General features: G+C 65.1%; 1 protein-coding gene. It reads right to left on the bottom strand.

All coding sequences use genetic code 11. The features are described from left to right. Nucleotides 1-931, bottom strand: a 931-nt coding sequence (locus AC4IJH_RS43575; protein ID WP_490857574.1) for a 2-isopropylmalate synthase, incomplete at both ends; no start/stop codon positions are given.

The following is a 931-nucleotide window of genomic DNA, read 5'->3' as shown; positions in this document are numbered from 1 at the left end:
CGTCCTGGAAGACGGTCCAGATGTCGGCGGGGGTGACCTCGCCGCCCTCGGCATCGGTCTTGTCCTGGATGATCCGCGAGAACTCGATCTGCATCCGCCGCGGCAGATCCAGCTTGTGCTCGTTCTTCAGCACATACGCGATCCCGCCCTTGCCGGACTGCGAGTTGACCCGGATCACCGCCTCGTACGACCGGCCCACATCCTTCGGATCGATCGGCAGATACGGCACCGCCCACGCCATCTCCTCCACGCTCCGGCCCCGGGCAGCCGCATCCGCCTCCATCGCATCGAAGCCCTTCTTGATCGCATCCTGGTGCGACCCGGAGAACGCCGTATAGACCAGATCCCCCGCATACGGATGCCGCGGATGGACCTCCATCTGATTGCAGTACTCCGACGTCCGGCGGATCTCATCGATCTGCGAGAAATCGATCTGCGGATCCACCCCCTGACTGAACAGGTTCATCCCCAGCGTCACCAGATCCACATTGCCGGTCCGCTCCCCCTGCCCGAACAGACACCCCTCGACCCGGTCCGCCCCCGCCATGACCGCCAGCTCCGCCGCGGCCACCGCCGTCCCCCGGTCATTGTGCGGATGCACCGACAGACAGATGTGCTCACGCCGGGACAGCTTCCGCCCCATCCACTCGAAACGATCCGCGTGCGTAGACGGAGTCGAGCGCTCCACCGTCGCCGGCAGATTCAAAATGATCTCCCGCCCCGCCTCCGGCTGCCACACATCACACACCGCCTCACAGACCTCCAGCGCGAAGTCCAGCTCGGTGTCGGTGAAGATCTCCGGGCTGTACTGGTAACCGAACACCGTCTCCGGACCCAGCAGCTTCTCGGCGTACTCCATCACCAGCCGCGTACCGTCCACCGCGATCTGCCTGATGTCCTGCCTGGACCCACGGAAGACCACCCGCCGGAA

It is taken from the genome of Streptomyces sp. UF-297, from assembly GCF_058245575.1.
This window is presented reverse-complemented; position numbering and strand designations above follow the sequence as displayed.